At 67.6% G+C, this 26,124-nt stretch carries 22 protein-coding genes, 1 pseudogene and 2 riboswitches; of the genes and pseudogenes, 16 read left to right on the top strand and 7 right to left on the bottom strand.

Translation table 11 applies throughout. The features are described 5' to 3' along the window. Positions 1–8: 8 nt before the first annotated feature. Complete coding sequence (locus D477_RS07925) at positions 9–833, top strand: glycosyltransferase family 2 protein (RefSeq protein WP_052510717.1); 825 nt, start codon at positions 9–11, stop codon at positions 831–833. A 1-nt stretch (position 834) separates the two neighbouring features. Here D477_RS07925 and D477_RS07920 read toward each other — a convergent pair whose 3' ends face one another. Next, on the bottom strand, positions 835–1,161 hold the full coding sequence (locus D477_RS07920; protein ID WP_005268498.1) for a hypothetical protein: 327 nt from the start codon (positions 1,159–1,161) through the stop codon (positions 835–837). A gap of 285 nt (positions 1,162–1,446) precedes the next feature. Here D477_RS07920 and D477_RS07915 point away from each other — a divergent pair, with 285 nt between their 5' ends. Further along, positions 1,447–2,631, top strand: coding sequence for a TerC family protein (locus D477_RS07915; protein WP_005268497.1), 1,185 nt, complete (start codon positions 1,447–1,449; stop codon positions 2,629–2,631). Between the two features lie 93 nt (positions 2,632–2,724). On the opposite strand, the gene D477_RS07910 is transcribed toward D477_RS07915, so the two are convergent. Then, positions 2,725–4,236 carry an acetyl-CoA hydrolase/transferase family protein gene (locus tag D477_RS07910; RefSeq protein WP_005268496.1) on the bottom strand — a complete coding sequence of 504 codons (1,512 nt, stop codon included), beginning with the start codon at positions 4,234–4,236 and terminating at the stop codon, positions 2,725–2,727. Positions 4,237–4,447: 211 nt separating this feature from the next. Between D477_RS07910 and D477_RS07905 the strand changes: the two genes are divergently transcribed. Together D477_RS07905 and D477_RS07900 are read left to right on the top strand one after the other, a co-directional pair. After that, positions 4,448–4,687 carry a hypothetical protein gene (locus D477_RS07905; RefSeq protein WP_005268495.1) on the top strand — a complete coding sequence of 80 codons (240 nt, stop codon included), beginning with the start codon at positions 4,448–4,450 and terminating at the stop codon, positions 4,685–4,687. Continuing rightward, the gene (locus tag D477_RS07900) at positions 4,687–5,823 is read left to right on the top strand and encodes a baeRF2 domain-containing protein (RefSeq protein ID WP_005268494.1); all 1,137 of its coding nucleotides are present in this window, start codon (positions 4,687–4,689) and stop codon (positions 5,821–5,823) included. The genes D477_RS07905 and D477_RS07900 overlap by 1 nt, the downstream gene beginning before the upstream one ends. Positions 5,824–5,912: 89 nt before the next feature. On the opposite strand, the gene D477_RS07895 is transcribed toward D477_RS07900, so the two are convergent. Next, positions 5,913–7,796 (bottom strand): glycogen debranching N-terminal domain-containing protein, encoded by a 1,884-nt coding sequence (locus D477_RS07895; RefSeq protein WP_005268493.1) that lies wholly within the window; start codon positions 7,794–7,796, stop codon positions 5,913–5,915. A gap of 174 nt (positions 7,797–7,970) precedes the next feature. Between D477_RS07895 and D477_RS07890 the strand changes: the two genes are divergently transcribed. Continuing rightward, positions 7,971–9,056, top strand: a complete 1,086-nt coding sequence (locus D477_RS07890; RefSeq protein ID WP_237740732.1) for a LacI family DNA-binding transcriptional regulator — start codon at positions 7,971–7,973, stop codon at positions 9,054–9,056. 23 nt (positions 9,057–9,079) lie between these two features. On the opposite strand, the gene D477_RS07885 is transcribed toward D477_RS07890, so the two are convergent. Next, positions 9,080–9,331, bottom strand: coding sequence for a hypothetical protein (locus D477_RS07885; protein ID WP_005268491.1), 252 nt, complete (start codon positions 9,329–9,331; stop codon positions 9,080–9,082). A gap of 189 nt (positions 9,332–9,520) precedes the next feature. Between D477_RS07885 and D477_RS07880 the strand changes: the two genes are divergently transcribed. Then, complete coding sequence (locus tag D477_RS07880; protein ID WP_005268490.1) at positions 9,521–10,174, top strand: GntR family transcriptional regulator; 654 nt, start codon at positions 9,521–9,523, stop codon at positions 10,172–10,174. A 16-nt stretch (positions 10,175–10,190) separates the two neighbouring features. Here D477_RS07880 and D477_RS07875 read toward each other — a convergent pair whose 3' ends face one another. After that, positions 10,191–12,176 (bottom strand): MFS transporter, encoded by a 1,986-nt coding sequence (locus D477_RS07875; RefSeq protein ID WP_043846137.1) that lies wholly within the window; start codon positions 12,174–12,176, stop codon positions 10,191–10,193. 70 nt (positions 12,177–12,246) lie between these two features. On the opposite strand from D477_RS07875, the pseudogene D477_RS07870 reads away from it, so the two are divergent. From D477_RS07870 to D477_RS07825, 10 genes and pseudogenes are all read left to right on the top strand, one after another. Further along, a pseudogene (locus D477_RS07870) lies at positions 12,247–13,310 on the top strand (M4 family metallopeptidase). After that, a complete protein-coding gene (locus tag D477_RS23680; protein ID WP_005268486.1) occupies positions 13,307–13,741 on the top strand; it encodes a protealysin inhibitor emfourin in 435 nt (144 codons plus the stop codon). Before D477_RS07870 ends, D477_RS23680 begins: the two are co-directional and overlap by 4 nt. A gap of 9 nt (positions 13,742–13,750) precedes the next feature. Further along, positions 13,751–14,266 carry a mycothiol transferase gene (locus D477_RS07860; RefSeq protein ID WP_005268485.1) on the top strand — a complete coding sequence of 172 codons (516 nt, stop codon included), beginning with the start codon at positions 13,751–13,753 and terminating at the stop codon, positions 14,264–14,266. Positions 14,267–14,361: 95 nt separating this feature from the next. Then, positions 14,362–14,454, top strand: a riboswitch (glycine riboswitch). 406 nt (positions 14,455–14,860) lie between these two features. After that, positions 14,861–16,324, top strand: coding sequence for a D-serine/D-alanine/glycine transporter (cycA, locus tag D477_RS07855; RefSeq protein WP_005268484.1), 1,464 nt, complete (start codon positions 14,861–14,863; stop codon positions 16,322–16,324). Positions 16,325–16,459: 135 nt separating this feature from the next. Further along, positions 16,460–16,558: riboswitch (glycine riboswitch) on the top strand. Positions 16,559–16,711: 153 nt separating this feature from the next. Then, entirely contained in the window at positions 16,712–19,585 is a 2,874-nt protein-coding gene (gcvP, locus tag D477_RS07850) for an aminomethyl-transferring glycine dehydrogenase (RefSeq protein WP_005268483.1), read from the top strand. 20 nt (positions 19,586–19,605) lie between these two features. Further along, the gene (gene gcvT / locus D477_RS07845; RefSeq protein WP_005268482.1) at positions 19,606–20,742 is read left to right on the top strand and encodes a glycine cleavage system aminomethyltransferase GcvT; all 1,137 of its coding nucleotides are present in this window, start codon (positions 19,606–19,608) and stop codon (positions 20,740–20,742) included. Positions 20,743–20,853: 111 nt separating this feature from the next. Further along, on the top strand, positions 20,854–21,234 hold the full coding sequence (gene gcvH, locus D477_RS07840; protein ID WP_005268481.1) for a glycine cleavage system protein GcvH: 381 nt from the start codon (positions 20,854–20,856) through the stop codon (positions 21,232–21,234). After that, entirely contained in the window at positions 21,231–22,541 is a 1,311-nt protein-coding gene (gene glyA / locus D477_RS07835) for a serine hydroxymethyltransferase (RefSeq protein WP_005268480.1), read from the top strand. The genes gcvH and glyA overlap by 4 nt, the downstream gene beginning before the upstream one ends. 23 nt (positions 22,542–22,564) lie before the next feature. Then, positions 22,565–23,980, top strand: a complete 1,416-nt coding sequence (locus D477_RS07830; protein ID WP_005268479.1) for an L-serine ammonia-lyase — start codon at positions 22,565–22,567, stop codon at positions 23,978–23,980. 139 nt (positions 23,981–24,119) lie between these two features. After that, on the top strand, positions 24,120–25,016 hold the full coding sequence (locus D477_RS07825) for a glucose 1-dehydrogenase (RefSeq protein WP_005268478.1): 897 nt from the start codon (positions 24,120–24,122) through the stop codon (positions 25,014–25,016). A gap of 10 nt (positions 25,017–25,026) precedes the next feature. Here the strand turns inward: D477_RS07825 and D477_RS07820 are convergent, their stop codons facing one another. Next, positions 25,027–25,359, bottom strand: coding sequence for a hypothetical protein (locus D477_RS07820; RefSeq protein WP_005268477.1), 333 nt, complete (start codon positions 25,357–25,359; stop codon positions 25,027–25,029). Between the two features lie 219 nt (positions 25,360–25,578). Next, positions 25,579–25,977, bottom strand: a complete 399-nt coding sequence (locus D477_RS07815; protein WP_005268476.1) for a hypothetical protein — start codon at positions 25,975–25,977, stop codon at positions 25,579–25,581. Between the last annotated feature and the right edge of the window lie 147 nt (positions 25,978–26,124).

Genomic DNA, 26,124 nt, shown 5'->3' with positions numbered 1-26,124 from the left:
CCAGCCCGCTGCCGCCTGCCCCGACGCCCGAGGTGCAGGTCCTGATCCCCAACTTCGGACGTCCGGCCGAATTGGCGGTCACGCTGTCCGGCCTCGCCGCGCAGGACGGGCCGTCCTTCGGCGTCATCATCAGCGACCAGACGGAGCCCGAACCCGCGTGGGAACATCCGGCGGTCGCAGCGATGGTCCGGGTGCTGCAGGCCCAGGGCCGCCCGGTGCGGCTGGAACACCACTTGCCGCGCCGGGGCATGGCCGAACAGCGCGATTTCCTGCTGGGCCTGGCGGAAGCCGGCCTGGTGCTGTTCCTCGACAATGACGTCTGGCTGGAGCCGGACATGCTCGCCCGGATGACAGGCGCCCTGCGCGAGGCCGGCTGCGGCTTCGTGGGCGCCGCCGTGCAAGGGCTGTCCTACCTGGACGATGAGCGCCCGGACGAGCAGCGGCCCTTCGAACTGTGGGAGGGGCCGGTGGTGCCGGAGCGGATCCGCCGCGGCGACCCGCAGTTCCAGCGCTGGACCTTGCACAACGCGGCCAACCTGACCCACATCGCCGCCCGGCTCGGGATCCCGGCCGGCGGCTGGCGGCTGTACCGGGTGGCATGGGTTGGCGGCTGCGTCCTCTATGACCGGCAGGCCCTGCTGGACTGCGGCGGCTTCGCCTTCTGGAGGGACCTGCCCCCGGCGCACGCCGGCGAGGATGTCGTGGCGCAGCTGCGGGTGATGGAGCGCTACGGCGGGGCCGGCATCCTGCCCTCCGGGGCGGTCCATCTGGAAGCGCCGACCACCGTCGTCGACCGTTCCACCGAAGCCTCCGAGGTGGTCCTCGGCGAGTGAATCAGCGCGCCGCTTCCTGCCAGCCGGTGCCGGCGGTGTAGCTGGCCACCAGCGTGCCGGAGCCGCGCTGCAAGGAGTCGTCCGGGTCGTCGTACAGCTCGGCCCGGCTGGCTTTGCTGTTGCCGAGGATCTCCTCTGCCGCCGCCATGGCCTCGTCCAGGCCGGCACCGTAGACCTCACTGCGGACCGGGAGCTGGCCGACGTGGACCATTTCGGCGTCCGTCTCATTCAACGGGATGGTGTAGCCGCGGTGCTCTTCGCTCACGGGGAAGTCGTAGCCGGATTCTCCCTGCTCTGCGGGCACGATGTACTCGAGGTAATAGGACATGGCGCCAGCCTGTCACAGCGTGACCTGCGTGCATAGAGCCCGCGGCGAATGCCCGGGCCGCCGCGGGACCGGCCCGGCATGCGCCGCTGACAGGCCGGTTCGCCGCTGCTAAGTTGGGGCCATGGCGCGGCACCGTTACAATGGACAGTGCGTAAGGGAGTATTCCAAAGCGCTGCAGCCGTCAACACGTAGGGCACAGATGCCCGGCCGGATGCAGCGGCCCGGGCAACGCCGGGCGGAGAGACTTGCGGGTGCACTGCTGTCCACCTTACGAAAGCGGTTTTCATGACTGTTTCCCCCCTGATCTGGGGCATCACCATTGTTGTCATCCTGGCCCTGCTGGCCTTCGACTACTTCTTCCACATCCGCAAGGCCCACGTGCCGACGCTGAAGGAAGCGGCCGTCTGGTCCTCCATCTACGTGGGCATCGCCATCCTCTTCGGCATCCTGGTGCTGATCTACGGCGGCGGCGCCATGGGCTCGGAGTACTTCGCCGGCTACATCACCGAGAAGGCGCTGTCGGTCGACAACCTGTTCGTCTTCCTGATCATCATCGCCAGCTTCCGGGTACCCCGCGAAGACCAGCAGAAGGTCCTGCTGTTCGGCATCGTGTTCTCGCTGATCGCCCGGACCGGCTTCATTTTCCTCGGCGCTGCGCTGATCAATTCCTTCGCCTGGGTGTTCTACGCCTTCGGGCTGATCCTGCTGATCACCGCCGGCAACCTGCTGAAGCCCGAGAAGGACGGCGACGAAGCGGACAACTTCATCATCCGGCTGGCCCGCCGGTTCTTCCACACCTCGGACCACTACGACGGCGACAAGCTGTTCACCATGGAGAACGGCAAGAAGGTCATGACGCCGATGCTGCTGGTGATGGTGGCCATCGGCGGCACCGACATCCTTTTCGCACTCGACTCCATTCCGGCCATCTTCGGGCTGACCCAGAACGTCTACATCGTCTTCACCGCCACGGCCTTCTCGCTGATGGGCCTGCGCCAGCTGTACTTCCTGATCGACGGCCTGCTGGACCGCCTGATCTACCTCTCCTACGGCCTCGCCGCGATCCTGGCGTTCATCGGCGTGAAGCTGATCATCCACGCGCTGCACGAGAACAACCTGCCGTTCGTCAACGGCGGCGAGCCGGTCCCGGTCGTCGAGATCAGCATCGGCCTGTCGCTGACCGTCATTATCGGTGTCCTGGTCATCACGGTCATCGCATCGCTGATGAGCAAGGCGGGCAAGGCACAGACGGCCATCAACAACGCCCGGCGCCATGCGGTCAACTACATGGACCTCGAATACACCGCGGATTCGGCCGAGCGCGAGCGCATCTACCGGGCCCTGGTCGCGGAGGAACGCCAGATCGAGCAGATGGAGCCGAAGTACCGCAACAAGGCCAAGGACGTGGACAAGATCCGCGAACAGGTGCGCGAGGCGCACCGCCAGCACGAGGAATACCTCTCCCGGTAGCCCGGGGGAGGACCTGCGCCGGTAGCCCGGCGGCAGCCAAAACAACGACGGCGGGTGCGCACCCGCCGTCGTTGTTTTAGGGAATGGCTGTGGTCAGGGGAGCATGCTGCCGCTGTCGACGAACCGCTCATGCCAGGACAAGGCCTCGCCGAGCAGATGCGGCGTGTGCTTGCCGTGGCTGTCGCGGCAGGCACGGTCGAAGTAGTCTGCGAGCAGCGGCTGGTAGTCCGGGTGGGCGCACTTTTCGATCACCAGCCGGGCGCGCTGCTTGGGGGAGAGGCCGCGCATATCCGCCAGCCCCTGCTCGGTCACCAGCACCATCGTGTCGTGCTCGGTGTGGTCCACGTGGCTGGCCATGGGCACGATCCCGGAGATGGCGCCGCCCTTGGCGGTGCTCGGGGACATGAAGATGGACAGGTACGAGTTGCGGGCGAAGTCGCCGGATCCGCCGATGCCGTTCATCATCTTGGTGCCGGCAATGTGGGTGGAATTGACGTTGCCGTAGATGTCCGCCTCGATCATGCCGTTCATCGCGATGCAGCCCAGCCGCCGGATGACCTCCGGATGGTTGGAGATCTCCTGCGGGCGCAGCAGGATCCGTTCGCGGTAGAAGTCCACGTTGGCGTTGAACTCCTCCAGCCCGGCGGCGCTGAGCGAGAAGGACGTGGCCGAGGCCATCCGCAGCACACCGGACTTGATCAGGTCCAGCATGCCGTCCTGGATTACCTCGGTGTAGGCGGTCAAGCCTTCGTAGCCGCCGGTGGCCAGTCCGGCCAGCACGGCGTTGGCCACGTTGCCGACACCGGACTGCAGCGGCAGCAGCTTCTCCGGCATCCGCCCGCGTTTGATCTCGTGCTCGAAAAATTCGAGGATGTGCCCGGCGATGCGCTGCGAGGTTTCATCCGGCGGGCTGAACGGCGAGTTGCGGTCCGGGGCATCGGTTTCGACGACGGCCACGACCTTCGCCGGATCAACATGGAGGTAGAGGTCGCCGATCCGGTCGTCCGGCTGCTCCAGCATGATCGGCTTGCGGTTCGGCGGCAGCGCCGTGCCGTAATAGACGTCATGCATGCCCTCCAGGCCGTCGGGCTGCCAGTTGTTGACCTCGAGAATGACCTTGTCCGCCTGCTCCAGCCAGGTCTTGTTGTTGCCCACCGAAGAGGAGGGAATGAGCCGGCCGTCTTCGAGGATGCCGGCGACTTCGACGATGGCCAGGTCGATGTGTCCGAAGAAGCCGAACCAGGTGTGCTGCGCGACGTGGCCCAGGTGGATGTCGATGTAGTCCAGTTCGCCGGCATTGATCTGGTTGCGCAGGGCCGGGTCCGACTGGAATGGCAGGCGCAGCTCCATGCCCTTGGCTTCGGCCAGCACCCCGTCCAGTTCCGGCGCCGTGGAGGCACCTGTCAGGACCTTGATCCGGAAGGTGTTGCCGGCGTCGTTCTCCCGCGCCATCAGCTTGGCCAAGGACTGCGGCACCGCCTTCGGATACCCCGCGCCGGTAAAGCCGCTCATGGCCACCGTCATACCGGGCTGGACCAGCGTGGCGGCTTCGTCTGCGGACATCATGCGCTCGGCCAGGCGGGCGCTGCGGACACGGTCGTGCATGGTGCTCCTTCGCTTCGGGTTCGCCACAACTCTAGTACCGGGCCGCTGCTGCGGCCGCTTTCGGGGGTGTCTGCGCAGGCAGCCGCGGGGCCTTCGGAAGTGCACTGTGGCGGTTGTCCGGCGTGCCCTTCCACCCCCTGATACCCGGTGCTACGGTGACATTACGGATCGATAAAGCGCCCGGCTGAGGCCGCGCGGGAAGGAGATCGCCATGGAAGAACGGGGCAGCAACAAGCACGGACCCGCTCTGGATGACCAGATGAAGCACGAAGACCAGGGCCTGATCCAAGGCAACCAGCCAGGCCACGCCGAGGAATTCCGCGAGACCGAACCCTTCCCGGACGAGACCGACAGTCCTGAGGTGCTCGAGGCGATGCGGAACGATTCGGCCAAGCGCAATGCTGAGCAGGGCCGCGAGCAGAAGCAGGCAGAGGGCGGTGCGGACAGCTGATGGCTGAACAGCTCAATTCGTACGCGGAACTGTACAAGAAGCCGGGGCCCTGGACGACCGTCTACGTCGATGCGAGCACGGGAACGGTGGACACCCTGCGGGCCGGCGATGTCCTGCCGGACCGGGTCCGCGAGGTGCTTTCCGGCCAGGGCGTTTCCAAGCCGGACCTGCGGGCGGTCGAAGAGGCCATCGCGCCGGCCACGGGTCTTCCGGCTCCAGTCAGCCGCTACGTGCTGGTCCGGGACGGCATTGTCGAGGTGAACGAGGTGCTGCCCGGGCCGATGACCGGACCGGAGAAGATCTCGGTCGAGACCGTGCCGGACCTGATCCCGCTGATCAAGCAGCGCGGGGATGACTTTCCCTATGTAGTGGCGGAAGTGGGGCGCGACGGCGGCGAAATCCGCCTGCAGTACGCCCGCCGCAGCGGTGTGGCCGAAGAGCATGCCGTGGAAGGGGACCGCGAGAACCTCAAGAAGGTTCCCACCGGCGGCTGGGAGCAGGGCCGCCGGCAGCATCGGACCGAGGAGATCTGGCGCAAGAACGCCGATGAAATCGCCGGCGCGATCGATAAGGTGGTCCGGTCCTGCGGGGCGCGGCTGCTGATCGTCGCCGGGGACATCCGGGCGCGCGAACTCGTTGTCGACCAGCTCTCCGAGGCCAGCCGCGCGATCGAGGCCACCGTGGAGTCCCATACCCGCACCGGAGGGGCGGATCCAAAGGCGTTCCAGGAAGAGGTCAGCCGCCTGGTGGCCGAGGTGTGGGCGAAACAGCAGCAGGTGATCCTGGACCGCCTGGCCGAACAGCAGGGGCAGAGCCATCCGGTCTCCGCCACCGGGTTCGGCAACGTGGTCGCGGCACTGCAGCAGGCGCAGGTGGAGCGGCTGATCCTGGAAGATACCTCGCTGGTGGACCACGACGCCTTCGTGCTGGACCAGGAGCCGTGGATCGCCACGCAGAAGAGCGACGCGCTCGGCGGGCGCGTGCTCGGCAGCACCCCTGCCCCGTCGGCTATGGTCCGGGCAGCCGCGCTTACGGATGCCAAGGTTTCACTGGTTCCGCCGGGCGTGCTGAACCCGGGCACCAAGGTGGCGGCGCTGCTGCGCTGGCCGACCGGCCCGGACGTGCCGCACGCCTGACACCGGCCAGGAAACGGCGCCGGCGGGAAGCCTTCCCGCCCGCGCCGTTTCCTTGTGTCCGGCCCGGGTGCAGCCATATCCCGCCCGGGTCAGCCGAGCACGTTGAAGCCGCCGAGGGCCTGGGCAATCGGCACGGCGGAGGCCGCCGCCCAGGCCTGTGGCCGGCACGCGGTGGGGTAGGGAACCGGCGGCCACATCCGGTCCGAATCGTGGCCGGAGAACAGTTCCGGCAGCCGCCAGTTGAAGCCTTCGGCGGCCTCGAGCAGTCCGCCGGCCAGCCGAGCGGCCTCGGCCTCGAAGCCGTCCCGCATCAATCCCATCACCACCCAGGCCGTATCGTGGGTCCACACCGAGCCGGCGTGGTGGCGCGTTGGCCAGTAGCCGCCGTTGGTGTCCGCGAGCGTCCGCAGCCCGTAACCAGTGAACATCGACGGGTCCATCAGGCGCTCGACCACGATGGCCTTCTCCTCCGGATGCAGCAGTCCGGTGCCGAGCAGATGCCCCATGCTGGATGAGATGCCGTCCACCGGCTTCTTGTCCCGGTCCAGGCCGACGGCGGGGTACGGGCCGGCCTTGTCCGTGCACCAGAACTTCTCGCGGAACCGGGCGGCCAGGTCGGCGGCGAAAGCGCGCCACTCCCCGGAACCCGGCAGGCCGAAATGGTCCAGCATTTCCGCACCCACAGTGGCCGCCTCGTGGGCGTAGGCCTGGACCTCGGCCAGCGCGATCGGCCCGCGCGCGACCGTGCCGTCCTGGAAGCGGATGGCGTCGGCCGAATCCTTCCAGCCCTGCGTCCCGCCGCCGGGACCGTTGCCAGGGAATTCAAGGAAGCCGTCGCCGTCGGAATCCGCGTAGTCCTGCAGCCAGGCCAGCGCCGCCTGCAGATTGGGCAGCAGCTGGCGGACCTGCTGTTCGGGCATGCCGCTGTGCCAGGCATCGTGCAGCAGGATGATCCACAGGCAGGTGCCGTCGATGGAATCGTAGCTGACCGGCGGCACCTGCCGGATCCGGCCGTCGTCGTCCGTTTCGAAGGTGCTGCGCCGGACCAGCTGCAGGATCTTGCCCGGCTGCTCGCCCGAGTCCGACGAACTGTGCGTGCCCTGCCGCGCGGCCAGTGCCCGGAGCGTGCCGGCGGCCAGCTGCGGATCGATCAGGAGCAGCATGCGCGCCGCCATCAGCGCATCCCGGCCGCACAGCGTCATCGACCACGGCGCGCCCGCCGCCAGGAAGGCAGTCTGCGGGTTGTCCCGGTCCGCGATGCGCAGCCCGTTCAGGTCGCTGATGGACCGCGACATCAGCCGCGTCAGGCGCGGGTCGCCCGTGACCGACGGCGTCCGCAGCGGCTGCCCGGCGGCAGCGACCACCGGAAAGCCTCCGTTGCGCAGGTCCAGCGACCATTCAAGGACGACGGCGTCAGAGGGGTTGAGCTCGATCTGCCACGTGAGCAGCACCTGGCTGCCGTTGGACTCGAAATGGGCCCCCTCGGCCTGCAAGGTGGCGCTGGTGTCCTCGCCGCGCCATTGCCACTGCGGGCCTCCGGGTGCCAACGAACCGAACGACGTAGCGGCCCCGGCTCTGACCTGGTCCATCGGCGTCGAGTCCGCCACCAGCTCCAGCTCGACGGACAGGCGCACCGTGTCCGTCCGGATCGATTTGAAGGTCAGGGATTCAGCGAGCCGCACGGGCGACGCCGAACGGGCCCGGATCACGGAGACCAGCGGATCGGCCACCGGCGCCGGCACCCGGACCGTGTAGACGAACTCCGCTTCTCCGGCCGACCGCTCCTGCGTGGAGATCCACTCCGGCTCGGCGCCGTCGACCCTCAGGACCGCCCGGGCCAGGACCCGGTCATCGCCGCAATACGCGCCTTGCGCCCCGTCGCCGCGGATCTGGCCCTGATGGTCGCTCCACGCCTGGACCGGGGCGGCAAACACCCCGGTGAGGTCGTGCAGGTAGGGCTGTCGGAAGGCCATCGCTGCTCCTCACCTTCGCTCGGACACCGGCTCCGGCAGCGCGCCAACGGAGGAGCCGGGGCCGTGCAGGATGCCATTGACACCCTATTTGAACGTTCATACTGTGGTGCTTACATCTTGGCAGAATCCCTCTTTCATGCAACCCCTTGGCTGAAGGGGCTGAGGTGCCTCCGCATGGGGAGCGAGGCAGGAAGGGCATTGGGCATGGTGCGGAAGAAGCCCACCTTGGTCAGTCTCGCAGAGGCCATCGGCGTCTCGCGGCAGACGGTGTCCAATGTGCTCAACAATCCGGAGCGGGTGAAGCCGGCCACCCGCGAGCGGGTCCTGCGCGCCATTGAAGAGAGCGGCTACCGGCCCAGCGCTGCCGCCCGCCAGTTGCGGACCCGCCGGTCCATGGATCTCGGCATGCGGCTGCGGTCGGAAGCGGACGGCATCAACGGAGCCGTGATGGACCGCTTCCTGCACGCCCTGACGGAAGCCGCCCAGGAGGCGGGCTACCGGCTGACGCTTTACAGCGCGGCCGACGACGAGGAAGAGCTTGCGCGCATTGATGACCTGCTGCACGCGGCCGACCTGGATGGGTTTGTCCTGACCGGCAGCAACGCCGCGGACCGCCGGGCGGCCTGGCTGCAGGACCGGGGCGTGCCGTTCGCATGCTTCGGCCGGCCGCGCGGAGCGGGTCCGGCCTCGGCCGCGGCGGACTACCCGTGGGTCGACGTCGACGGGGCGGCTGGAACGGGTGCCGCCACCCGGTTACTGCTGGACAGCGGTTGCCAGGCAGTGGGCTTCCTCGGCTGGCCGCCCGATAACGGCCCGGGCGACGATCGCCGGTCCGGCTGGCTGCAGGCAATGGCTGGTCTGCTGCCGCCCGCCAAGCTCAACGGGCTGCAGGCGGCAGCCGAGGACACGGTACCCGCCGGAGCAGTTGCCGCCCGGCTGCTCCTGGAACAGGGCGCGGAAGGCGTGGTGTGCGCGAGCGATTCGCTGGCCCTCGGCGCTTTCGCCTACCTGCGCACTGCACTGCCACCCGGCCGGCAGCCGGCAGTCGTGGGTTTCGACGACACCCCGGTTGCGGCCGCGATCGGGCTCAGCAGCGTCTCGCAGCCCATCACCGCAGCCGCCCGGCACATCATGGCCGTGCTGGCACACCGGCTGTCCGGCCGCCCCGAGGACCAGGGCCCGCGGCCGCAACTGGTCCTGGAACCGGCGCTGGTGATCCGCACTCCCTACAATCTCGGCGGCCGCCCCGGGAAGGGCTGAACGGGAACCGTGGAGGCTGGGACTCAGATGTCGTAGCTGTTCCGCTCCGGCGTGGAATCGCCTTCCGGCATCCACGTCAACGTGATCTCGACGCCGTCGCGGATCGCTCCGATGACCAGCCTCAGGTCCTCGCCGTAGAGGTCCTCGTGGTCCACCATTCCGCCGTCTTCGCGCCGCTGCTCGATGAGGTCGGTCATGGCGGCGGCCATGGCCCGGCCCCAGTCCTGTGGATGGCGGCTGTTGGCTTCCGCGGAGGCGGTGTACTTCCTGATCATCCTTTCCTCCCGTCGGTCCCGTCGAGGCAGCCCCGGCGACGGGCGGATCCAGCGTTCCAGTTCCAGCCCCCGCACTGTGAGGCGGGTCTCACTAGGTTAGGATGAGGAATGCATCTTTGCCAATGACCAGGACGGCAGTGCCCGTGGGCCGCAACCCAGCTGCCGTCCAGCCAGGACAAGGAGACAACTGTGGGGGATGAAGTATCCACGACGCCCGCCCAGGACATAGCAGCGGAGCTTCGCCAGCAGATCCTGGCCGCCAAACTGGAGCCGGGGACGCCAGTGGATGACGCAGGCCTCGCCGCTGAGCTGGATACGGATCCCGAAACGCTCCAGGACGCCTTCACAGCCCTTGCGGCCGAGGGACTGCTGGAAACGCTGCCGGACAAAACCCGGCGGATCGCCATCGTCGACAACCACCACGCGATCCAGCTGCTCGATGTCCTCGAGGTGGTGCTCGTGGCCCTCTTCGAGCGTGCCGCGCCGCAGATCGGCAGGAGCGGGGTTGCCGCGATGCGGTCCCGCGCCCTGGAGCTGGAGGCAACGATCGGCCGCGGCGATATGCCCGGCTCGTACCGGGCCTTGCTGGGGCTCATCCGGATCATCCTTGACTCCGCCGAACACGACGAGCTGCGGGCAGTGAACGAGTATGTGCTGGCGCGTTCGCTCGGCAGGCTGTACCTGTACCGGCGTGCCGAGCTCTACTTCATCTGGACTGACGGGTGGAAGGAAAGCGTGGCCCTGCTGGAGGCGGACGAGCCGGACGCCGCGGTCCGGCGGCTGCGGCAGGCGTTCTGGATCCTCACCGAGGAACTGCGTGCCGGGTCGTCGGCGGACGCTTGAGGCAGCGCCGCCGGGCTCAGAGCAGGGTTTCGCGTGAGGCGCCGACCAGGTCGAAGTTGACGACGGTGGACTCTGCGGTCAGCACCAGCTTGCGGGACTGCGTGAACTGGGTGTCGGGTTCCACCACGGTGACCACGTAGCGGCCCACGGGCGGCAGCCGCAGCTCGTAACTGCCAGCGTCGTTGGTGCGTGTCGAGGCGATGTACTCTCCGGTGTGGGAGCTCAATGCGATCAGCGCGCCCGGCAGCGCAGTGCCGCCGCGCAGCACCCAGCCGGTGACCGTCAGGCGCTGGGTCAGCCGGATCCGCGCGTCGCGTTCCGTCCCGGTGAACCTGACAACTTTCGACGTCGGCATCCAGCCGTCCGCATTGGCCACCACCAGGTATTCGTCCGGCCCGGGAAGCGCGAGGGAGAATTCGCCGTCGTTATTGGCCCGGCTCCAGTCCACCGGTTCGCCGGAAGTCTTCATCACGGTCACCACCGCGTGGGCGATGGGCTGCCCGCCGGAGTGCAGCACCTTGCCATGGACCACCGACTCGGCGCTGTTGCCCGCCTGTGTGACCGCCAGTGCCGCGGTATCCGCCGGCACGCCTTCGGGCGCCGGTTCGTGCTGGAAGCGCGGGACAAACCAGACCACCGCGCAGGCCGCGAGCGAGCCCAGCGCGGCGAGCCAGAAGACATTCTGGAAGGCCGCCAGGGCGGGGTACTCCACGCCGCCGACCGTCACGGTAACACCGGCGAGGACGGCCGCGACCGCAGCGCTCGACGATGAGGTTCCGATGGCCCGCAGGAGGGCATTGAGGCCGTTGGCCGAAGCGGTCTCCGTAATCGGGACGTTGGCCATGATCAGGCTCGGCATCGCGGCGTAGGCTACGGCTGAGCCAACGCTGACGACGGTGGAGCCGACGATGATGGCGGCGACCGAATCGCTCACGAACACGCGCCCGATGTAGCCGGCGGCCATGATGGCTGAACCGGCAATCAGTGTCGCCTTGCCACCGTAGCGGTTGATCATGGCACCGGAGACCGGCGAGAAGACCACCATCGCCAGGCCGGACGGGATCATCGCCAGCCCGGCCACCACCGGATCCAGGCCGAACCCGTGGCCGGAGGCAACCGGCAGCTGGAGCTGCTGCGTGCTCAGCAGCATGTTGGCGAAGAGTGCAAAGCCGACCAGGACGGAGGCGATATTGGTCAGCAGCACCGGCCGCCGCGCCGAGGTGCGCAGGTCCACCAGCGGCTGGCTGACCCGCAGGGAGTACGGGATCCACAGCGCCAGGCCCACCACAGTGAGCACGAACAGCAGGATCGTCCGCTCGCTGCCCCAGCCCCAGGTGCCGCCCTTGGAAATGGCCAGCAGCAGCGCGGTCAGGATGACGGAGAGCATCACGGCGCCGAGGAAGTCGAAGCGGCCACGGGTCATGACATCGGATTCGGAGACGACGGCTAACACCGCGGCCAGGATGGCAACCCCGACGGCGGCGGAGAGCCAGAAGACTGCCGCCCACCCGGCCTGCTGGTAGAGGATTCCGCCCAGAGGCAGCCCCAGTGCGCCGCCGATGCCCAGCGTGGCGCTCATCAGCGCGATCGCACTGCTGACCTTCTCCCGCGGCAGCTCGTCGCGCATGATGCTGATGCCAACCGGGATCAGCGCGGAGGAGAAGCCCTGCAGGGAGCGGCCGGCAACCATCGTGGCGAAGTCGCCCCCGAGGGCGGCGACGATCGAGCCGGCGGTCATGAGCATGATGCAGACCAGCATCATCAACCGCTTGCCGAACATGTCGGCCAGCTTGGCCACGATCGGGGTGGCGACGGCGGACGTCAGGAGCGTTGCCGTGACCAGCCAGGAAACGTCATCAGCCGTGACTCCGAGCAGTTGCTGGAAGGCCGGCAGAGGCACCACCATGGTCTGCTGCAGCGACACTGTCGTTCCCGACAGGCACAGGACGGCGATGACCGCCCACGTGGGGATTCGCTTGGGCGTGGGGGCAGACTCGGGCATGGCTCCAGAGTAGCGGTGCGAAATTGTCCGATCCGGTGCCTAGGCTGGAATCAGACGCAAGGAGGTCTGCATGTACTGCTCAATCGTTCCGCCATACCTGCTCCGCCGGCTCGCAGGGCTGGAGGACCGCGGCTTCCTGCCGGCGGCGGAGGCTGCGCGGCGCGCCCTGGGACATGATGCCGTCCTGCGCCAGCACCGCAACGTACAGCGGGCGCGGATGGCTGAACGGCCCGGCATCCTGCCGCCGGCGGGGCTCGGGGCGGCAGGACTGCATCCGACGCGGCAGATCAGTGATGCGCAGAACCAGGAGCGTCTGCCCGGAGTCCTCGTCCGCAGCGAAGGCGAGCCCGAAGCTGCCGATCCGGCCGTGAACGAAGCCTATGACGGGCTGGGCCGCACCTTTGAGCTGTATGCGCAGGCATACGAGCGCGATTCACTGGACGGGGCCGGAGGCATTCTGCACGCGACTGTCCACTACGGCCAGGACTATGACAACGCGTTCTGGGACGGCTCGAGGATGGTGTTCGGCGACGGTGACGGCCAGATCTTCCACCGCTTCACCAAGTCCCTGACCGTGATCGGGCATGAACTGACGCACGGCGTCCAGCAGCATGCGGCCAACTTTGTCTACCAGGGCAGCCGGGCGCGTTGAATGAATCCGTCTCCGATGTCTTCGCGGCGCTCGTGGAGCAGTTCCACCTGGGCCAGACCGCGGAGGAGGCCGGCTGGCTCATCGGCGAAGGCCTATTCACCGACCAGGTGGAGGGGACCGCGCTCCGGTCTCTGAAGGCGCCGGGAACTGCGTATAACGACGATGTGCTGGGCAGGGACCCGCAGCCGGCCACGATGGACGGCTATGTGGACACCCGCGATGACAACGGCGGCGTCCACCTGAATTCGGGCATCCCCAACCATGCCTTCTACCTGCTGGCCGTCCAGCTGGGCGGATATGCCTGGGAACGCGCGGGCCGGATTTGGTATGACGCCATCACTGGCTCCCATGTGCACACGGACACCGACTTCGCCGGCTTCGCGGCAGCTACTGCATCTGCAGCCGAAAGCCGCTACGGTAAGGAATCGGAAGAACTCAAGGCCGTTACGGCAGCCTGGACCGAGGTGGGCGTACTGGAATGAGGATTGCCGTCAGGCGCACCGGCGGATTCGCCGGACTGACTATGCGGTGGGCAGTGGACGTCACCCAGCCCGAATTGGGCGACATCTGGATGCCCCTGATCGAGTCCTGCCCGTGGGAGGACGTGCCTGACCTTGCGAACCAGCCCGACCGGTACATGTACTCAATCAGCGCGGGGGAGCGGAACGCCACCCTGCCGGAACGCGAAGTCACCGGACCATGGCGCGACCTGGTCGACAGAACGCGTGACGCAGCCCGCCACGACAGGGAAGCAGCTGCTCCGCTGGACCAGCCAGGAGAAGAGCAAGCCGAGGTGCTGGCCCCGGAGCGGCTGGCCACCGAACCGTCCCGGCCAATCACCGGGCGCGGGAACCGACTGTTCCCGCGCCGGCCGGAAGAATCCGACGACGTGGGTCCGCCGCAGCCATCGTAGGCTTGCACCATGGAATTCAACGACCTGCTGATCGACGCCTACGGGCGGGCCCAGGAGCGTGTGCACGACATCCTCGACGGCCTTTCCCCTGACCAACTGGCTGCCAGGCCGGGCGGAGGCGGCAATTCCATCGGCTGGCTCATCTGGCACCTGGCCCGCATCCAGGACGACCATATCGCCGACGTCGCCGGGACCGAGCAGCGCTGGACCGCGGGAGGCTATGCTGCCCGGATCGGCCTGCCGCTGGACGTCGCGGATACCGGTTTCGGACACAGCTCCAGCCAAGTCGACGAGGTTCGCGTTGCCTCGCCCGCATTGCTCCGTGAGTATTTCGACGACGTCCACGCCACAACCTCCGAATACATCCGGGGCTTGACGGAGGATGACCTGGACCGGGTCGTGGATACCCGCTGGAATCCCCACGTCACGCTCGGAGTCCGGCTGGTCAGCGTCATGGACGACTGCCTCGAGCACTGCGGCCAGGCCGCCTACATCAAGGGCATGCTGCAGCGGGGTGAAGCCTGAAGCCCATGACCCGCAGCGATTCGATGTCCCAAGTTGAAAAGAGCATCGGAAAAGCGGTACTCTGTGAACCGCGTCACAAGCCGTGGCGCAGCTTTTGATCTGCGGCGGGAGAGTCCTGCCAGTGTGCAGGCGCCGAAGGAGCAAACCCTCCCCGGGAATCTCTCAGGCCCCTGGACCGCCGCGGCGAGGCACCTCTGGAAAGCAGCCGGGCTGGGGTCCGGCTCACCGACGGGGCAAGGACGATGCGGATACGCATGTCCGAAATCTCTCAGGTCCGATACAGAGCGGGGAGGAACCTGACCGCTGTGGCGTACCCGCGCCACGACCTACGGAGTTCCTCATGACGACCCTGCTCGGAAGCCGTGCGATGACTGTGGCTGGCGCCCAGCCCCCGCCATGGGCAAATCAGGCCTGCGAATCTGCGGACACCCGCTGATCCCTGTTGTTTCCAAATCCACAACCGCCATCCATCCCTGGTTCCACTGCGGCCACAAGCCGCTGGACCGTCCGGGCAACGCTGGCGGCAGGTTCCATCCGCCTGCCCGCTTCCAAGCCAACCCGGATCCGGTCCATCCCCATGCAAGGAGTTGTACGTTGAAAACTGATCCCGTCTCGCCGGAACAGGCGCCCCATCTGGAGCGCCAGCTCAGCAACAGGCACATCCAGCTGATCGCTATCGGCGGCGCCATCGGCACCGGGCTCTTCATGGGTTCGGGCAAGACCATCTCGGCTGCAGGACCGTCCGTCATTTTCGTTTACATGATCATCGGCTTCATGCTCTTCTTCGTCATGCGCGCCATGGGCGAACTGCTGTTGAGCAACCTCAACTACAAGTCCTTCAGTGACTTTGCCGCCGACCTGCTGGGGCCTTGGGCCGGGTTCTTCACCGGCTGGACCTACTGGTTCTGCTGGGTGGTGACCGGCATCGCCGATGTGATTGCCATCGCCGGCTACGCCAGCGAACTGGCGCCTGGCATTCCGCTTTGGATACCGGGCCTGCTGACCGTGGCCATCCTGCTGGTGCTCAACCTGCCCACGGTCAAGGCGTTCGGCGAGACCGAGTTCTGGTTCGCCCTGATCAAGATCATCGCCATTGTGGCGCTGATCGTCACCGGCCTCGTCATGATCTTTACGGGCTTCGAGTCCGACGCCGGCCCGGCCGGATTCAGCAACCTGTGGAGCCACGGCGGCTTCTTCCCCCAGGAGTTCATGGGCTTCGTGGCAGGCTTCCAGATTGCCGTCTTCGCCTTCGTAGGTATTGAACTGGTGGGCACGACGGCGGCGGAAGCCAAGAACCCCGAACGGAACCTTCCCAAGGCCATCAATTCCATCCCGGTCCGCGTTCTGCTCTTCTACGTCGGCGCCCTGATCATCCTGATGGCTGTCACCCCGTGGACCGAATTCGAAGCCGGCCGGAGCCCCTTCATTGGTATGTTCTCGCTGGCAGGCCTCGGCATGGCCGCTACCGTGGTCAACCTGGTCGTCCTGACCTCCGCCATGTCCTCGGCCAACTCGGGAATCTACTCCACTTCCCGGATGGTCTACGGGCTTGCCCAGGAAGGCGACGCTCCCTCGGTCTTCGCCAAGCTCTCCTCGCGCAAGGTGCCGCGGAACGCACTGTTCCTCTCCTGCGTCCTGCTGCTGTCCGGCATCGTGCTCCTCTACTCCGGCGAAAGCATCGGCCAAGCATTCGGCATGGTGACCACCGTTTCCGCGGTCTGCTTCATGTTCGTCTGGTCCATCATCCTGGCCAGCTACCTGGTGTACCGGAAGCGCCGCGCGCACCTGCATGCCGCTTCGAAGTTCAAGATGCCTGGCGGCGTCGTCATGGTCTGGGTGGTGTTCGCGTTCTTCGCCTTCGTTCTCTGGGCGCTGACCACCCAGCCCGACACGCTGACGGCACTGCTGGTTACCCCGGTGTGGTTCGTCGTCCTGGGCATCGCCTGGGCCCTCCTGCGGCGCCGGCCCGTCCACATGGCACGGGAGGAAGCGTTCAAGGCGCAGCTGGCAGGCGAGCAGCAGGCAGCCACCGAACCGGCGCCTGCCGGAAAGCGCTAAACCGGGCCGGATCCGGCTGCCGCGGGCCCGTCCACGGCAGCCGGCCGGACAGGCCGTCACGCGACGCATCCCGGTTGTGGAGGCTCCGGCGGAACGGCTACGATGCTCACATCGACAACAACTGAATTATGCCTTCGACATGCGGCGGGAGAGTCCTGCTGGTAACCGTCAGCAGGCGCCGTAGGAGCAATACCTCCCCAGGAATCTCTCAGGCACCTGTACCGCCGCGGAGAGGCAACTCTGGAAAGAAGCCGGACGGCATGGCCGGCTCACCGACGGTGCAAGCGGATCCGGTCCGCGGAATCTCTCAGGTCCAATACAGAGTGGGGAGGAACCCGATCCACCCGGCGTGCCTGGCACGCAGGCCCAATCAATGGAGTTCCTTTCATGACGGTTCAACCCACGATCGCAATTTTTGCCGAGCGCCATATCGGTCCCCGCAGCAGCGATGCCGAAACGATGCTGAAGCAGGTCGGCTACGCCAGCCTCGACGAGTTGGTTGACACGGCCGTTCCGGCGGACATCCGCCAGCAGGCGCCGCTGGACCTGCCTGCCGCCCGTTCCGAGGCCGAGGTGCTGGCCGACCTGCGGGCGCTGGCGGCCAAGAACGTCACCGCCGTCCAGATGATCGGCCAGGGCTACTACGACACGATCACCCCGCCGGTTATCCGCCGCAACGTGGTTGAGTCCCCGGCCTGGTACACCGCCTACACCCCCTACCAGCCGGAAATCTCCCAGGGCCGCCTTGAAGCCCTGCTGAACTTCCAGACCATGGTTTCGGACCTGACGGGCCTGGAGATCGCCAACGCTTCGCTGCTGGATGAAGCGACCGCAGTGGCCGAAGCCGTCCTGCTGATGCGCCGCGGCAACAAGAAGCACGCCGAGGGCAAGACCGTCCTGGACGCGGACCTGCTGCCGCAGACCATCGCCGTCGTCAAGGGCCGTGCCGAAGCCCTCGGCTTCGAGGTCGAGGTCGCGGACCTGTCCGCAGGCCTGCCCGAAGGCGAAATCTCCGGCATCGTGCTGCAGCAGCCGGGGGTCTCCGGACACGTTGCCGACCACAGCCAGGTGATCGCGGCCGCCAAGGAGCGCGGCGCTATGGTCACCGTGGCCGCGGACTTGCTGGCGCTGACCCTCATCACCCCTCCTGGCGAGCAGGGCGCCGACATCGCCGTCGGCAATTCCCAGCGTTTCGGCGTGCCGCTGTTCTTCGGTGGCCCGCACGCCGCCTACATGGCAGTGCACAAGGGTCTTGAGCGTCAGCTGCCGGGCCGCCTGGTCGGCGTCTCCAAGGATTCGGCCGGCCGTCCGGCCTACCGCCTGGCGCTGCAGACCCGCGAGCAGCACATCCGCCGCGAGAAGGCCACGTCGAACATCTGCACCGCCCAGGCGCTGCTGGCCATCGTTTCCGGCATGTACGCCGTCTACCACGGCCCCGAGGGCCTGAAGGCGATCGCCCAGCGCGCCAATGCCCAGGCCCGCACCCTGGCCACCGTGCTGCGCGGGGCCGGTCTGGAGCTGGCCAGCGAGCACTTCTTCGACACCCTGACCGTCAAGGTTCCGGGCAAGGCTGCGGAGGTCATCTCCGCAGCCGAGGCCAAGGGCATTAACCTGCGCGTCATCGACGCGGACAGCGTGGGCATTTCCACCGGTGAATCGACGACGGCGGAGCACCTGGCTGCCGTGGCCGAGTCCTTCGGCGTCGAGTCCGCAGCCGAACGCATCGCCGAGGCCGCCGGCTCCGGCCTGGGCTTCGAACTGGACGAGGCCGTGCAGCGCAGCTCGTCCTACCTGAACCACCCGGTCTTCCACAGCCACCGGTCCGAAACCCAGATGCTGCGCTACCTGCGCCGCCTCTCGGACCGCGACCTGGCGCTGGACCGCACGATGATCCCGCTGGGCTCGTGCACCATGAAGCTCAACGCCACGGCCGAGATGGAATCCATGACCTGGCCGGAATTCGCCACCATCCACCCCTTCGCCCCGGAGCACCAGACCCGCGGCTGGCGCGAACTGATCGAGGACCTGGAAGCCCGGCTCTCCGCGATCACCGGCTACGCCGGAGTCTCGATCCAGCCCAACGCCGGTTCCCAGGGCGAGTACGCCGGCCTGCTGGCCATCCGCCGCTACCACCTGGCCAACGGCGACGACCAGCGCGACATCTGCCTCATCCCGGCCTCGGCACACGGCACCAACGCCGCGTCCGCCATCCTGGCCGGCATGAAGGTCGTCGTCGTCGGCACTGCTGCGGACGGCACCATCGACCACGCCGACCTTGAAGCGAAGATCGAAAAGCACAAGGACAGCCTGTCGGCGATCATGATCACCTACCCGTCCACGCACGGGGTGTACGACGCCGACGTCCGCCAGGTCTGCGACGCGGTCCACGCCGCGGGCGGGCAGGTGTACATCGACGGCGCCAACCTCAACGCGCTGGTCGGCCTGGCCCAGCCGGGCAAGTTCGGCGGTGACGTCTCGCACCTGAACCTGCACAAGACCTTCTGCATCCCGCACGGCGGCGGCGGCCCCGGCGTCGGTCCGGTGGCCGTGGCCGAGCACCTGGTGCCGTTCCTGCCCGGCAACGCCGCACTGGCCGAGCACGAGGGCAAGGGCGTGCCGGTCTCGGCCTCCAAGTACGGCTCCGCCGGCGTGCTGCCCATCTCGTGGGCCTACGTGGCCATGATGGGCGCCGAGGGCCTGACGCAGGCGACCAAGACCGCGCTGCTGGCCGCCAACTACGTCGCCTCCCGGCTGAACGAGTACTTCCCGGTGCTCTACACGGGCAACCAGGGCCTGGTGGCGCACGAGTGCATCCTGGACCTGCGCGAGCTGACGGCGAAGTCCGGCGTCACTGCGGAGGATGTCGCCAAGCGCCTGATCGACTACGGCTTCCATGCCCCGACGCTGGCCTTCCCCGTCGCCGGCACCCTGATGGTGGAGCCGACGGAGTCGGAGGACCTGGGTGAGATCGAGCGCTTCATCGAAGCCATGATCACCATCCGCGGCGAGATCGACCAGGTCATCAACGGCGACTTCAGCGTCGAGGAGAGCCCGCTGCGCCTGGCCCCGCACACCGCGGCGGCTGCCATCAGCAGCGACTGGGACCGCAAGTACTCCCGCGAGCAGGCCGTCTTCCCGGTGCCGGAATTGAAGCATGACAAGTACTTCGCGCCGGTCGGCCGCATCGACGGCGCCGCAGGAGACCGCAACCTGGTCTGCTCCTGCCCGCCCATCGAAGAATTCGCCGAGTCGGACAACTAACGGAAGGTTCCGGAGAGACCATGAACGCTGAAACCGCCACCCAGCGGCACACCGCGCTGTACGAAGAGCACCAGAAGCTCGGAGCCTCCTTCACCGACTTCGGCGGCTGGCAGATGCCGCTGAAGTACGACAGCGAACTGGCCGAACACCACGCGGTGCGCAAGACCGCCGGCCTGTTCGACCTTTCCCACATGGGCGAGGTCTGGGTCACCGGCCCGGAGGCCGGGAAGTTCCTCGACTTCGCCCTCGTGGGCAAACTGTCCGCCGTCGCCGTGGGCAAGGCCAAGTACTCGCTGATCTGCAACGAAGACGGCGGCATTATCGATGACCTGATCAGCTACCGCCGCGCGGAGGACCGCTTCCTGGTGGTCCCCAACGCCGGCAATGCGGACGCGGTATTCGAGGCGCTGTCCGAGCGGGCCAAGGGCTTCGACGTCGAGGTGGAGAACGCCTCGGCGGCCACCTCGCTGGCCGCGGTCCAGGGGCCGAACTCCGTAGAGATCCTGCTCCAGCTGGTGCCGGCCGCCGAGGCAGCCACGGTCACGGACATGAAGTACTACGCCGCGGACGAGGTCACCTTCACCATCAGCGGCGCCCCGGTCAAGCTGCTGCTGGCCCGGACCGGCTACACCGGCGAGGACGGCTTCGAGATCTACGTGCCGAACGAACACGCCGTGTCGCTGTGGACCGCACTGCTTGAAGCCGGCAAGGCGCACGGACTGGTCCCTGCGGGCCTGGCCTGCCGCGACTCGCTGCGCCTCGAAGCGGGCATGCCGCTGTACGGCAACGAGCTGTCCCTTGAGGTCAGCCCGTATGACGCCGGCCTCGGCCCCGTCGTCGCGCTGAAGAAGGAAGGCGAGTTCGTCGGCCGCTCCGCCCTGGAAGCCCAGAAGGAGAAGGGCAGCCAGCGCAAGCTGGTCGGCCTGAAGGGCCTCGGCCGCCGCGCCGGACGCTCGCACTACCCTGTGCTCAAGGACGGCCGCCAGGTCGGCGAGGTGACCTCGGGACAGCCGAGCCCGACACTCGGCTACCCGGTCGCCCTGGCCTACGTGGACGTTGAGTTCACCGAGCCCGGGACGCAGCTCGACGTGGACCTCCGGGGCAAGCCCGAGCCGTTCGAGGTCGTCAGCCTGCCGTTCTACAAGCGCGGCAACTAGCCGCCCACGGGCAGGTGCGGCAACTTGGCCGCACCTGCCCGTTCCCACCGCTTTCGACGGACCGCGCCCGCGGTTCCGTCATGGATCCGCACCATCTGAAAGGTCATTGTTATGAGTAAAGTCCTGTCCGGCCTGCGCTACTCCGCCGAGCACGAGTGGGTCGACGACGCCAGCCCGGCAAAGATCGGCATCTCCCAGGTTGCCGCCGATGCCCTGGGCGACGTCGTCTACGTCGACCTGCCCGAGGTCGGTGCCGCTGTGACCGCCGGCGAGACCTGCGGCGAGGTTGAATCCACCAAGTCCGTCTCCGACCTCTACGCGCCGGTCACCGGCACGGTGGTCGAGGTCAACCAGGCTGCCATCGACGATCCGGCGCTGCTGAACTCCGACCCGTACGGCGAGGGCTGGCTCTTCACCGTCGAGGTATCCGAGGAAGGCCCGCTGCTGTCCGCCGAGGACTACGCTTCCTCCAACGGCGGTGAAGTCGCATGACGTCCGCAAACACCGCGGTGACCAGCGCCAGCCTGCACGCTGACCTCGGTGCCCTTGACCCGGAGATTGCCGAGCAGATCGACAACGAGCTGCGCCGCCAGCAGCGCGGGCTCGAAATGATCGCTTCGGAGAACCACACCGCCCAGGCCGTCATGCAGGCCCAGGGCTCGGTACTCACCAACAAGTACGCGGAAGGCTATCCCGGCCGGCGCTACTACGGCGGCTGCGAATACGTGGACGTCGTCGAGCAGCTGGCCATCGACCGCGCCAAGGCGCTCTTCGGTGCCGGCTTCGCCAACGTCCAGCCGCACTCCGGAGCACAGGCCAACGCCTCGGTCATGCACGCCCTGATTAAGCCGGGCGACACGATCCTGGGCCTGAACCTCGCACACGGCGGCCACCTGACGCACGGGATGAAGATCAACTTCTCCGGCAAGCTCTACAACGTCGTCGCGTACGGCGTCTCGGAAGAGGACCACCGGGTGGATATGGCCGAGGTCGAGCGCCTAGCCCAGGAGCACAAGCCGCAGCTGATCATCGCCGGCTGGTCCGCCTACCCGCGCCAGCTGGACTTCGCCGAGTTCCGCCGCATTGCCGACTCCGTGGGGGCCTACCTCATGGTGGACATGGCGCACATCGCGGGCCTCGTGGCCACCGGCCTGCACCCCAGCCCGGTGCCGCACGCCCACGTGGTCACGTCCACCACGCACAAGACCCTCGCGGGTCCGCGCGGCGGCATCATCCTGACCAACGATGCGGACATCGCCAAGAAGATCAATTCGGCGGTGTTCCCGGGCCAGCAGGGCGGTCCGCTGGAGCACGTCATCGCCGGCAAGGCGGTGGCCTTCAAGGTCGCCGCGTCCGAGGAGTTCGCGGACCGGCAGCAGCGCACGCTGGCCGGTGCCCGGATCCTGGCCGAGCGCCTGTCCCAGCCGGACGTCGCAGCCAAGGGCATCACCGTGCTCACCGGCGGCACCGACGTGCACCTGGTGCTGGTGGACCTGCGCAACTCGGAGCTGGACGGCCAGCAGGGCGAGGACCTGCTGGCAGCGATCGACATCACCGTGAACCGCAATGCGGTGCCGTTCGATCCGCGTCCGCCGATGGTCACCTCCGGCCTGCGCATCGGCACCCCGGCGCTGGCCACGCGCGGTTTCGGCGAGGAGGCGTTCCGCCAGGTGGCGGACATCATCGCCGAAGCCCTCATTGCCGGTCCGGAGGCCGACCTGTCCGGCCTCAAGACGCGGGTCGAGGCCTTGGCCGAAGCGCATCCGCTGTACCCGGACCTGGCTCCCGTTTCCAAGTAACCGAAGGGCACTAGGAGGCCACCATGGCTGTAGGTGTATTCGATCTCTTTACCGTCGGCATCGGGCCCAGCAGTTCGCACACTGTGGGTCCGATGCGGGCGGCCGCCGTCTTCGCCGAGGAGCTGGTTTCCACCGGAGTCCTCGGCCAGCTGGCGGATCTGCGCGTGGACCTTTACGGTTCCCTGGCTGCCACGGGGCGCGGCCATGGCACCTTCACGGCGGTCCTGCTCGGCCTGGAAGGCTTCCACCCGGAGCTGATCCTGCCGGACGAGGTCGATGCACGGCTGGCCGACATGGAGGCCACCGGCAAGCTGCAGCTGTGCTCCCAGGTCGAGGGGACCGAGGGCCGGACCATCGGCTACAAGGTCGAGGACATGGTCCTGCATCCGCTGACGGTGCTGCCCCGGCACACCAACGGCATGAAGTTCCAGGCCAAGAACGACGCCGGCGGCGTGCTTCACGAGGCAACGTTCTTTTCGGTGGGCGGTGGCTTCATCGTCCGCGAGGGCGAGGAGGACGCCGCCGCCGAGGAACTCGAGGAGTCCAAGCAGCAGTTGCCGTACCCGTTCCGCACGGCAGCCGGGCTGCTGGAGCACTGCCGCAATACCGGTCTGGGCATCAGCGACATCATGATGCTCAACGAAAAGGCCTCCCGGTCCGAAGCGGAGATCCGCGAGGGCCTGGTGCATATCTGGCAGGTCATGGAGGACTGCAAGGATTCGGCGATCAAGCGCGAAGGCACCCTGCCCGGGGGACTGAACGTCCGCCGTCGTGCTCCTGATTGGCACACCCGCCTGCGCAAGGAGGACAAGGACCGGGACCCGAAGTACTGGCAGGAATGGGTCAACCTGGTCGCCCTGGCCGTGAATGAGGAGAATGCCTCCGGCGGCCGGGTTGTCACAGCTCCGACCAACGGGGCCGCCGGCATCATCCCCGCGGTGATGTTCTATGCCACGCACTACGCGCCGGGCATGGAAAACGCCACGCAGCAGGACAAGGAAGACGTGGTGGTCAAGTTCCTGCTGGCCGCCGCCGCCGTCGGCGTGCTCTACAAGGAGCAGGCGTCGATTTCCGGTGCCGAGGTCGGCTGCCAGGGCGAGGTCGGTTCCGCGTCCTCCATGGCCGCCGCCGGCCTGGCCGAGGTGCTGGGCGGCACCCCTGCCCAGGTGGAGAATGCCGCCGAGATCGCCATGGAACACAACCTCGGGCTCACCTGCGATCCGATCGGCGGGCTGGTTCAGGTGCCGTGCATCGAGCGCAACGCGATCGGCGCCGCCAAGGCCGTCAACGCGGCCAAGATGGCGCTGTGGGGCGACGGCACGCACCGGGTCTCGCTGGACGAAGTCATCATCACCATGCGCGAGACCGGCAAGGACATGAGCGACAAATACAAGGAAACCGCGATGGGCGGCCTCGCCGTCAACGTCGTGGAGTGCTGACCGGCAGGTCCGCCTCAGGCCCGGTCTCCGCAGCATTGCGGAGGCCGGGCCTTTTTCCTGCCGGGCGTTGACACATGGGGCAGCGGCCGTAGGGTGGAAAGCAGGCTTAGTATTCCCCCGATCGGATTGGAGATGCCCCATGGGCCAGGACCAGTACACCTTCCAGGACCCCGTCAAGCGCTATCCCAGCATTGAACCGCCGAAGCAGGACCAGCCCGAGCCGGGCCTGGACAAGGAGCTGGTCCCGCAGACCGACCGCGGCGAGGACAGCTACCGGGGGACGGGCCGGCTGGAAGGCCGCAAGGCGCTGATCACCGGGTCGGATTCCGGGATCGGCGCCGCCGTGGCCATCGCCTTCGCGCGGGAAGGCGCCGACGTGGCCATGTCCTACCTGCCCGAGGAGGAAGAGGACGCCAAGGTCGTCGCGGAGCTGATCGAGAAGGCAGGGCGCAAGGTGGTGCAGCTGCCGGGCGACCTGACGGATGCGGCGACCTGCCGCCAGGTGGTCCAGCAGGCGGCCGACGGGCTGGGCGGCCTGGACATCCTGGTCAACAACGCCGGCCGGCAGATCGCCGTCGAAAAGCTCGAAGACCTGAGCGACGAGCAGTTCGACCGGACCTTCAAAACGAACATCTACGCGTTCTTCTGGATCGCCAAGGCGGCGCTGGCGCACCTGCAGCCGGGATCGTCTATCATCAACACGACCTCGATCCAGGCGTACATGCCCTCGCCGACGCTGCTCGACTACGCCGCCACGAAGGGTGCGATCAACAACTTCACGAAGGGCCTGGCGCAGCAGCTGGCCCCGCGCGGCATCCGCGTGAACGCGGTGGCGCCTGGGCCGTTCTGGACGCCGCTGCAGGTCAGCGACGGCCAGCCGAAGGAAAAGCTGCCGGAGTTCGGCAAATCGACGCCGATTGGACGTGCGGGCCAGCCGACCGAGCTGGCGCCGGCCTACGTATTCCTGGCGTCCTCGGAGTCGAGCTACGTGATGGGCGAGACGCTGAACGTCAACGGAGGCATGCCCTCGCCGTAGCCGCGCGGGCTCAGTAGGCCGGGAAGTACGCGGCGGCCTCGGTCAGGCCGAGTTCCTGGCCAAAATGGGCCATGGCCAGCACGCCGCCGACCATCACGGCGCCGAGGCCGGCGAAGGCTCCGGTCACCAGTCCCAGGAGCTTGCGGTCATCCGCGGTGAGCCCCGAGGGGCCGACGGGCTGCGGAAGATCCGGGGAGATCAGGTTCGGCGCCCGGTCCACCGTGCCGTTGTCCAGGACGGCCACCACGGAGTTGGTGCGGCGGTCGAGGCGCATGCTGCTGATGGTGTTGCCGTGGCGGGCCAACAGGATGTCGTGGCCAACACGCTGACGGGTACGAAGCATAGGGGTCTCCCGGAAAGTTTGTAAAAGAGTGTGCCTGCCTTGATGTTGGGGGCACTTCAATTGTAGGATCGGCGCCGCACCGATCCGCGTGGTTCCGCGGTGAATCCTGCCACCCCGGAGGGTGAATTTCGCCTCAGCCTGCTGTGACCGCCGGCACCGCTCCGGCCGCGTCCGCCGCTGAAGCTGCTCCTTGGGTCCCCGCCGGAAGGCAGCGCGCGTTCAGGAGGCGATGCTGTCCTCGCCCCTGCCGATGCCAGGGGGACGCGTCGGCCTCGCGGGAATCTTCATGGGCCTCGCGGGAATCCGCACCTGACCCCGATGCGGCAGGTCCGGGGATTGCGGCGGCTCCACCCGAGGCCGGGCAGCGCGTCGCGGCCGGTCGGCCACCACGATGGCGGCCGACATGAGCCCGGCCAGGACTGAGACCGGCACCAGGACGGCTCCGGCATAGAGCGCCAGGACAAGGTCTTTGGGCGAAGCGAAGAGCAGACCAACTGCGTCCGCACCGCCGAAACCCAGCCAGAGCCAGAACGCGGCCACCAGGGCCAGCACCATGCGCGCCCGCCGGAACCGCATGAGCGACCGGGAGCCGGCAGCCGTGGCCTTGCCTGTGTGCATGTGATCGTCCCCCAACCGAAAGCCCCCACCAGAACCAGCTTGATCCTAGCCGGGCAGGCATGGTATTTCCGGGCAGCCGGATGCCGTGGCGCGTGTACCCTGCATGAGGAGGCATTCCGCTCCGCGAACCAGGAGATCCGCAGCACC

The organism is Arthrobacter crystallopoietes BAB-32 (genome assembly GCF_000328305.2).
GTDB classification, from domain to species: Bacteria; Actinomycetota; Actinomycetes; order Actinomycetales; family Micrococcaceae; genus Crystallibacter; species Crystallibacter crystallopoietes_A.
This window is presented reverse-complemented; position numbering and strand designations above follow the sequence as displayed.

Bases quoted from the DNA above. Each gene is read 5' to 3' on its own strand.
- D477_RS07920 (WP_005268498.1), bottom strand. From the start codon at position 1,161: ATGTCCTATTACCTCGAGTACATCGTGCCCGCAGAGCAGGGAGAATCC.
- D477_RS07915 (WP_005268497.1), top strand. From the start codon at position 1,447: ATGACTGTTTCCCCCCTGATCTGGGGCATCACCATTGTTGTCATCCTG.
- D477_RS07910 (WP_005268496.1), bottom strand. From the start codon at position 4,236: ATGCACGACCGTGTCCGCAGCGCCCGCCTGGCCGAGCGCATGATGTCC.
- D477_RS07905 (WP_005268495.1), top strand. From the start codon at position 4,448: ATGGAAGAACGGGGCAGCAACAAGCACGGACCCGCTCTGGATGACCAG.
- D477_RS07900 (WP_005268494.1), top strand. From the start codon at position 4,687: ATGGCTGAACAGCTCAATTCGTACGCGGAACTGTACAAGAAGCCGGGG.
- D477_RS07895 (WP_005268493.1), bottom strand. From the start codon at position 7,796: ATGGCCTTCCGACAGCCCTACCTGCACGACCTCACCGGGGTGTTTGCC.
- D477_RS07890 (WP_237740732.1), top strand. From the start codon at position 7,971: ATGGGGAGCGAGGCAGGAAGGGCATTGGGCATGGTGCGGAAGAAGCCC.
- D477_RS07885 (WP_005268491.1), bottom strand. From the start codon at position 9,331: ATGATCAGGAAGTACACCGCCTCCGCGGAAGCCAACAGCCGCCATCCA.
- D477_RS07875 (WP_043846137.1), bottom strand. From the start codon at position 12,176: ATGCCCGAGTCTGCCCCCACGCCCAAGCGAATCCCCACGTGGGCGGTC.
- D477_RS23680 (WP_005268486.1), top strand. From the start codon at position 13,307: ATGAGGATTGCCGTCAGGCGCACCGGCGGATTCGCCGGACTGACTATG.
- D477_RS07860 (WP_005268485.1), top strand. From the start codon at position 13,751: ATGGAATTCAACGACCTGCTGATCGACGCCTACGGGCGGGCCCAGGAG.
- gcvP (WP_005268483.1), top strand. From the start codon at position 16,712: ATGACGGTTCAACCCACGATCGCAATTTTTGCCGAGCGCCATATCGGT.
- gcvT (WP_005268482.1), top strand. From the start codon at position 19,606: ATGAACGCTGAAACCGCCACCCAGCGGCACACCGCGCTGTACGAAGAG.
- gcvH (WP_005268481.1), top strand. From the start codon at position 20,854: ATGAGTAAAGTCCTGTCCGGCCTGCGCTACTCCGCCGAGCACGAGTGG.
- glyA (WP_005268480.1), top strand. From the start codon at position 21,231: ATGACGTCCGCAAACACCGCGGTGACCAGCGCCAGCCTGCACGCTGAC.
- D477_RS07830 (WP_005268479.1), top strand. From the start codon at position 22,565: ATGGCTGTAGGTGTATTCGATCTCTTTACCGTCGGCATCGGGCCCAGC.
- D477_RS07825 (WP_005268478.1), top strand. From the start codon at position 24,120: ATGGGCCAGGACCAGTACACCTTCCAGGACCCCGTCAAGCGCTATCCC.
- D477_RS07820 (WP_005268477.1), bottom strand. From the start codon at position 25,359: ATGCTTCGTACCCGTCAGCGTGTTGGCCACGACATCCTGTTGGCCCGC.
- D477_RS07815 (WP_005268476.1), bottom strand. From the start codon at position 25,977: ATGCACACAGGCAAGGCCACGGCTGCCGGCTCCCGGTCGCTCATGCGG.